Raw genomic sequence first — 7,489 nt, 5'->3', positions numbered from 1 at the left:
GGGCCCCCCCCCCCCCCCCCCCCCCGCCCCCCGCGGGGGGGGCGGCCCCCGCCCCCGGCCACGCCCTCCCCCGTTTCCCCCCTCGCTCCGGTGCAGCTGCCACCGGTGCCGGCCGGCAGCCGTGTTGGCGCCGCCGTTCCCCCCGCAATGAAGGAGTAAGCCGATGCGTATCTGGGCAATCGCCAACCAGAAGGGCGGCGTGGGCAAGACCACCACCACCCTCGCGCTCGGTCGCGGCCTGGCCGCCCTGGGCCACCGCGTGCTGCTGATCGACCTCGATCCGCATTCCTCGCTGACCCGCGCCTTCGGCGTGCCGCTGGATCCGCCGCCGGCCGGCGTGCTGGAGCTGTTCGGCACCCCACCGGCCGAACTGGGCAGCTTGGCCCACCACAGCCAGGTGCCCGGGCTGGACTTCATCTGCGCGCAGGCCGCGCTGGCCACGCTGGAACGGCGCAGCGCCAACCAGCCCGGCCTCGGCCTGGCCCTGCAGCACGCGATGGCCCGCCACCAGGGCCAGCACGACTACATCCTGCTCGACTGCGCGCCCACCCTGGGCCTGCTGATGATCAACGCGCTGGCCGCGGCTGACCGCCTGATCATTCCGACCCAGGCCGAGCCACTGGCCCTGCACGGCCTGGATGGCATGGTGCGTACCGGCGAGATGGTCGAGCGTTCGCGCCGCCGTCCGCTGCCGATGTCGATCCTGCCGACCCTGTTCGACCGCCGCACCCGCGCCGGCAACGAAACGCTCAAGCAGATGCAGGACCGCCACGGCCACCGCGTGTGGGAAGACGCGATCCCGGTGGATACGCGCATCTGCAACGCCGCCAGCCTCACGGTACCGGCGACGTCGGACGACTATCCGGGCCGCGGCCTGGCCGCGTACCGGCGTGCGCTGGAATGGATCCTGGCCGACGACGCGCTGCAGATGGAGCGCGCGGCATGAACAGCACCGGCGTACTCGACGACTATCTCGAGGAACTGCTCGGCGATGCCGTGCCGGTGACCGCCGTGGCGATCGCTGACACCGAAGACGCCAGTGGCGTGGCCGAAGCAATCCGTGCGGAATTCACGGCGGACAATGAAGCACCCGCCTTCGACACTCCGACCTCACCGGGCGCACCGGCCGCCATGGCGTTGCTGGACGAGTTGATGAACGATCCGGCACTGGGGCCCGTGGCGGAGGCTGCTCCTGCGGCTGCCGTGTTCGATACGCCCACCTCGCCGGGCGCGCCTGCCGCGCTGGCGCTGCTGGACGAACTGCTGAACGATCCGGCACTCGGCCCGGTGGTAGCGCCGGCGGCAGCGTTGCCGGCGTTCGAAACGCCAACGTCGCCCGGCGCACCGGCCCATCTGGCCCTGCTGGACGAACTGCTCAACGACCCGGCCCTGGGCCCGGTCGAGGTGGCCGCGACGCCGGACGCCTCGCGCCCCAGCTGGGACGATCTGCCGGCCGAAGCGCTCCACGACACCCTGCCGGTGGCCGTGGCCGCTCCTGTGCGCGCAGCGGTTCCGCCCGCTGCCCCCGCACCGGTCGCACGTGCTGCACCGCCGCCGACACCCGTGGCCGCACCGCGCCCGGCGCCTCCCGCTCCCGCTCCCGCCTCCTCCGGTCGCCCCAGCAGCTGGCAGGAACTGCAGGCACAGGCCCGCAACCCCGCCTCCAGCCCCCGTGGTGACCGCCGCGCCAGCGAGCGCACCTCGCGCTGGCTGCGCCTGCGCTGCGGCCCCCAGGCCTACGCACTGGAGCTCCTGAAGGTGCAGGAGGTGGTGCTGCCGGTACCGCTGCTGCCGCTGCGCGGCACTCCGTCGGCCATGCTGGGCATCATGAACCTGCGCGGCCAGGTGGTGCCGGTGATGGACCTGGGCATCCACCTGGGCACCGGCCCCGCCCGCGACGACGCCAACACCCGCATCGTGGTGCTGGAAGAGGACGGCGAGACCATGGGCCTGCGCGTATCGGCCGTGGAAGACGTGGCCAACCTCACCGATTCGCAGATCGAACCGCCCGACACCGCGCGCATCTGCCAGATCTCCAACGATCTGTTCCGTGGCGTGGCGCGGGTAACCGCCCAGCCGATGATCCTGCTGGATGCAACCCAACTGTTGAACTGACCCCCCGTAGAGCCACGCCCTGCGTGGCTACGGGATATCCGGCACCACGCACGGCCCTAAAGGTTTCCAGAAATACGCCGTTATAGACCTCGGAACCGTTTGTCCGGAGCAACGATGAGCACTGTGGCCCTGGGTGATGATCTCGGAATCGAGACCAGCACCGAGCTCAAAACACGCCTGGCCCCCTTGGTGGACCAGGGCGGCGACCTGACGCTGGATGCCAGCCAGGTGGGCCGTATCCATACCGCGTCGGTGCAGGTCCTGTGCGCGTTCGTCGAGGCCCGCCGCCAGGCCGGCCACCCGACCGCGTTCGACGGCTGCACGGCCACCTTCCGCGATGCCGCGCGCCTGCTCGGTGTCACCCAGGCCCTGGGCCTGGACGCAACCCATGACAACCTGAAATCTGTGGAGAACGCGGCATGAGCGCACGTATCTTGGTGGTGGACGATTCGGCGTCAATGCGCCAGATGGTTTCCTTCGCCCTCACCTCGGCCGGCTTTTCCGTCGAGGAAGCCGAGGACGGCGCCGTCGCACTGGGCCGGGCCAAGGGCCAGCGCTTCAACGCGGTGGTGACCGACGTGAACATGCCGAACATGGACGGCATCTCGCTGATCCGCGAGCTGCGCCAGCTGCCGGACTACAAGTTCACCCCGATGCTGATGCTCACCACCGAATCGGCCGCTGACAAGAAGTCCGAAGGCAAGGCGGCCGGTGCCACCGGCTGGCTGGTCAAGCCGTTCAACCCGGAACAGCTGGTCGCGACCGTCCAGAAAGTCCTGGGCTGATCCCCACCCGCCTTCCCCTCCCCCTTTGGTAACCGGACCCGAACGCCCATGAGCATGGACCTGCAACGCTTCCACGCCACCTTCTTCGAGGAAAGCCGCGAGGGCCTGGACGCGATGGAAGCGGGCCTGCTGGCACTTGAATCGGGCCAGCAGGATCCGGAAATCATCAACTCGGTGTTCCGCGCCGCGCACTCCATCAAGGGCGGCGCCGGCACCTTCGGCTTCGACGCCATCGCCGCGCTGACCCACGTGCTGGAAACGCTGCTGGACGAACTGCGCGCCGGCAAGCGAGCGCTGGAGCCGGCGGCCGTGGATGCCATGCTGTCCTCGGTGGACGTGCTGCGCGCCCTGCTGCGCGAAGCCGAACACGGCCAGCCGGCCGACCCGCAGGCCGTGGCCGCGGTCAAGGTACGCCTGGAAGCGGTGCTGTCCGGCCAGGCGCCGAGCGCCGCCGCGCCGGTTGCCGCCAAGGTCGATGACACCCCCGAAGCGTGGCAGATCGGTTTCGTACCCGCGCCGTCGCTGTTCATGAGCGGCAACGATCCGCTGCGCATCATTCGCGAACTGGAACACCTGGGTTCGCTGCAGGTGGCCGCGCGACTGGACCGCCTGCCCGGCTTCGACCAGCTCGACCCGCTCGAAGCCCACCTCGCGTGGGACCTGGGCCTGGTCGGCAAGGTGCCGCGCAGCAAGATCGAAGACACCTTCGCCTGGGTCGTGGACGACTGCGAACTGGACATCCGTCCGGCCGCACCGCCGAGCCTGGCCACCAGCGCCCCGGCAGCCGCCGCGCCTGCCGCAGCCGTGGCCGCCGCACCGGCAGCACCTGCGGCAGCAGCTGCACCTGCGGCCACCAGCGAGGCAGAAACCTCCATCCGCGTCGCCGTGGAAAAGGTCGACGCGCTGATCAACCTGGTCGGCGAACTGGTCATCACCCAGGCCATGCTCAAGCAGGTCTCGCACGCGCTGGACCCGGTGCATGCCGAACAGCTGTTTGCCGGCCTGGACCTGCTCGAACGCAACACCCGCGACCTGCAGGAAGCGGTGATCGGCGTGCGCATGCTGCCGGTGGACGCGGTGTTCCGCCGCTTCCCGCGCCTGGTCCGCGACCTCTCCTCGCGCCTGGGCAAGCACGTGCGCCTGCGCACCATCGGCGAAGGCACCGAGCTGGACAAGGGCCTGATCGAGAAGATCGCCGATCCGCTGGTCCACCTGGTCCGCAACTCGATCGACCACGGCCTGGAAATGCCCGACGTGCGCCGCGACGCCGGCAAGGACGAAACCGGCACGATTACCCTGGCCGCATCGCACCAGGGCGGCCATATCGTGATCGAAGTCAGCGACGACGGCCGCGGCCTGAACCGCGACAAGATCCTGGCCAAGGCCCTCGAGCGCGGCCTGGCCGTGCCCGACAACCCCACCGATGCGCAGGTCTGGGACCTGATCTTCCAGCCCGGGTTCTCCACCGCCGATGCCGTCACGGATCTGTCCGGTCGAGGCGTGGGCATGGACGTGGTCCGCCGCAACATCCAGGCGCTGGGTGGCGAAGTGCAGCTGGAAAGCAGGGCCGGCAACGGCACCCGCGTGCTGATCCGGCTGCCGCTGACCCTGGCCATCCTCGACGGCATGACCGTGGCGGTGGCGGGCGAAACCGTGATCCTGCCGCTGGCATATGTGCTGGAAGCGCTGCAGCCGCAGCCGGAAGACGTGCGTTCGATGGCCGGCGAAGGCCGTGTGCTGCGCGTGCGCGGCGAATACCTGCCGATCCTGTCGCTGAGCGAGTACTACGGCTTCGGCCGCCGCACCAACGATGATTCGCTGGTGGTGGTGGTGGAAGGCGATGGCCAGAAGATCGCGCTGGAAGTGGACGAACTGGTTGGCCAGCAGCAGGTGGTGGTGAAGAACATCGAGAACAACTACCGGCGTATCAGCGGTGTGTCCGGTGCGACCATCCTGGGCGACGGCCGCGTTGCGTTGATCGTGGATATCGGCGGCCTGGTGCGTTCGCTGCGGGTGCCGCAGGCGGCGTAACGGAACCATCGCGCCGGGCCGTGCCCGGCTGGAAGACGCCCCCATCAATGATGGGGGCGTTTTTTTTACGCCGTCCGCAAAACCGTGATGTCGGTCGGGGCCGATACGGCCGCGTATCGATGACCCATTCGCCACCGCATGGCGGAACCACTGGTATTGCTTGCTTTCGCAACCATCGAACGGAACCCGCGCCGCTGCGTGGGCCGCGAAAAAATGTGACATCGCGCACTCAAGAAGCCGTCGTGCGCCGCCGTTATCCGCAATAGCGATGAGACGTTCATTGCCCGCCCGACGCCCCACCGCCTTGCCGCTCTCGACCTTTCGCCCAGCACCCCACGGCTGTGCGCCCCCGCCCTGCCCGGAGTTCCCCGCATGAAGTGGTTCCATGATCTGCCCATCAGCCGCAAGCTCGCGGTCGGGTTTGCCCTCACCACCCTGATGACGATCGCGCTGGGCGTGTTTGCCCTGGTGCGCCTGAACAGCGTGAATGCCGAACTCGCCGAAATGGCGAGCAATGACATTCCCTCCGTCCAGCACCTGGGCGAAGTGCGTGCGCAGCTCGGTGAATTCCGCACCTTCGAACTGGCCCAGCTGACCATGCTGGACCAGGCCGACAAGGTGGCCGACTACAACAAGCGCATGGACACCACGGCCAAGGCCGTGCGCGACGAGCTGCAGGCCTACGCCGCGCTGCCGGCCGGTGACCAGGAGAAGGCGCTGTACAAGAAGGTCGCCGCCGACCTGGAGGTCTACTTCGGCGCCAATGCGGAAATGCGCAGCGCCGTGGCAGCCGCCGATGGCGTGCTGGCCCAGCAGATCTCCGATGAAAAGTCGCGCCCGGCGCGCCGCAAGATGTTCGACGACCTCAAGGAACTCGGCGCCTTCAGCAGTGGCCTGATGCAGTCCAAGATCGCCGAAGCCAATGCCACCCACCGCAGCAGCGTGGTGGCCATCCTGGTCACCATCGGCCTGCTCTCGCTGCTGGCCATTGCCATGGGCGTGGTGATCTCGCGCGCCATCACCGGCCCGATCCGCCAGGCCATGCACGCCATCCAGTCGGTGGCCCGTGGCGACCTGTCGGTGAACATCGCCTCCAGCACCACCGCCGATGAAGCCGGCCGCATGCTGGCGGCCACCCGCGACATGACCCTGATGCTGCGCCGCTTCTCCAGCGAAACCCAGCAGATGGTGGAAATGCACGCCGGCCCGGACATCAGCCACCGCATCCCGGAAGACTTCCCGGGTGTGTACGGCCAGCTGGCCGTGGGCGTGAACACGGTGATCTTCGAGCACCTGGATTCGATCAAGGACGCCATCAACGTGCTCAACCAGTACGCGGCCGGCGACCTGTCGCAGAACGCGCGCCGCCTGCCCGGCACCCGCGCGATCCTGCACGAATCGATGGACGCGGCAAAGGCCAGCCTGCTGGCGATCAACACCCAGATCCAGAGCCTGGCCCAGGCCGCGGCCGCCGGCGACTTCAGCCAGCGCGGTGATGCGCTGCGCTTCGACCACGACTTCCGGGTCATGATCGAGCACCTCAACACGATGATGGAAGTGGCCGACGGCAACCTGTCGCAGCTGTCGCACCTGCTGCAGGCCATCGCCAACGGCGACCTCACCGCGCGCATGCAGGGCCAGTTCCACGGCGTGTTCGCCAGCATGCGTGACGATGCCAACACCACCGTGGCCCAGCTGACCCAGATCGTCAGCCGCATCCAGCACGCCTCGGGCAGCATCAGCACCGCGGCCGGCGAAATCGCCTCGGGCAACAACGACCTGTCGCGCCGCACCGAGCAGCAGGCCGCCAACCTGGAGGAAACCGCCGCCTCGATGGAGGAACTGACCTCCACCGTGCGCCAGAACGCCGAACACGCCCGCCAGGCCAACCAGCTCGCCATCGGCGCGCACTCGGTGGCCTCGCAGGGGGGTGAGGTGGTCGGCAAGGTGGTCAGCACCATGCACGAGATCGACGCGTCCTCGCGCCGCATCGCCGACATCATCACCGTCATCGACGGCATCGCCTTCCAGACCAACATCCTGGCCCTGAACGCGGCCGTCGAAGCGGCGCGTGCCGGCGAGCAGGGCCGCGGCTTCGCCGTGGTCGCCTCCGAAGTGCGCACCCTCGCCCAGCGTTCGGCCAGCGCGGCCAAGGAGATCAAGGGCCTGATCGACGAGTCGGTCGGCAAGGTCGCCGAAGGCTCGGCGCTGGTCAACCAGGCCGGTGCGACCATGGGCGAAATCGTCGCCTCGGTCCAGCGCGTGACCGACATCATGGCCGAGATCTCGGCGGCCTCGCAGGAGCAGTCGGCCGGCATCGAGCAGGTCAACCAGACCGTGATGCAGATGGACGAAACCACGCAGCAGAACGCGGCGCTGGTGGAGGAAGCCACGGCGGCGGCCCGTTCGATGGAAGAACAGGCCGGCCACCTCACCGATGCGGTGTCGCTGTTCAAGCTCGAGGGCCAGGCCGCCCCGGTCGTCGTCGCCGCACCGGCAGCGCGCCACGCCGCCCCGGCCCGCCCGCGTGCACCGGCCGCGCCGGTCCGCCGCGCGGC

Annotated in this window: 6 protein-coding genes; all 6 read left to right on the top strand. The window is 69.1% G+C overall.

Annotation, left to right across the window (positions count from 1 at the left end; all coding sequences use genetic code 11):
• Window positions 1–163: 163 nt before the first annotated feature.
• Complete coding sequence (locus QMX79_RS18750) at window positions 164–946, top strand: ParA family protein (RefSeq protein WP_282248119.1); 783 nt, start codon at window positions 164–166, stop codon at window positions 944–946.
• Entirely contained in the window at window positions 943–2,115 is a 1,173-nt protein-coding gene (locus QMX79_RS18745; RefSeq protein ID WP_282248118.1) for a chemotaxis protein CheW, read from the top strand. The genes QMX79_RS18750 and QMX79_RS18745 overlap by 4 nt, the downstream gene beginning before the upstream one ends.
• 114 nt (window positions 2,116–2,229) lie before the next feature.
• Entirely contained in the window at window positions 2,230–2,538 is a 309-nt protein-coding gene (locus QMX79_RS18740; protein WP_095363812.1) for an STAS domain-containing protein, read from the top strand.
• Window positions 2,535–2,900, top strand: a complete 366-nt coding sequence (locus tag QMX79_RS18735) for a response regulator (RefSeq protein ID WP_038688521.1) — start codon at window positions 2,535–2,537, stop codon at window positions 2,898–2,900. The genes QMX79_RS18740 and QMX79_RS18735 overlap by 4 nt, the downstream gene beginning before the upstream one ends.
• Before the next feature lie 48 nt (window positions 2,901–2,948).
• A complete protein-coding gene (locus QMX79_RS18730; protein WP_282248116.1) occupies window positions 2,949–4,931 on the top strand; it encodes a chemotaxis protein CheA in 1,983 nt (660 codons plus the stop codon).
• 372 nt (window positions 4,932–5,303) lie between these two features.
• A partial coding sequence (locus tag QMX79_RS18725) for a methyl-accepting chemotaxis protein (RefSeq protein WP_282248115.1) occupies window positions 5,304–7,489 on the top strand: 2,186 nt, incomplete at its 3' end.

The organism is Stenotrophomonas sp. PS02300 (genome assembly GCF_029959395.1).
Taxonomy (GTDB): Bacteria; Pseudomonadota; Gammaproteobacteria; order Xanthomonadales; family Xanthomonadaceae; genus Stenotrophomonas; species Stenotrophomonas maltophilia_AD.
The sequence above is the reverse complement of the archived record's forward strand: the minus strand, read 5'-3'. Positions and strand labels throughout refer to the sequence as shown.

Excerpts from the sequence above, each read along its gene's own strand:
- QMX79_RS18750 (WP_282248119.1), top strand. The coding sequence starts at position 164 with ATGCGTATCTGGGCAATCGCCAACCAGAAGGGCGGCGTGGGCAAGACC.
- QMX79_RS18745 (WP_282248118.1), top strand. The coding sequence starts at position 943 with ATGAACAGCACCGGCGTACTCGACGACTATCTCGAGGAACTGCTCGGC.
- QMX79_RS18740 (WP_095363812.1), top strand. The coding sequence starts at position 2,230 with ATGAGCACTGTGGCCCTGGGTGATGATCTCGGAATCGAGACCAGCACC.
- QMX79_RS18735 (WP_038688521.1), top strand. The coding sequence starts at position 2,535 with ATGAGCGCACGTATCTTGGTGGTGGACGATTCGGCGTCAATGCGCCAG.
- QMX79_RS18730 (WP_282248116.1), top strand. The coding sequence starts at position 2,949 with ATGAGCATGGACCTGCAACGCTTCCACGCCACCTTCTTCGAGGAAAGC.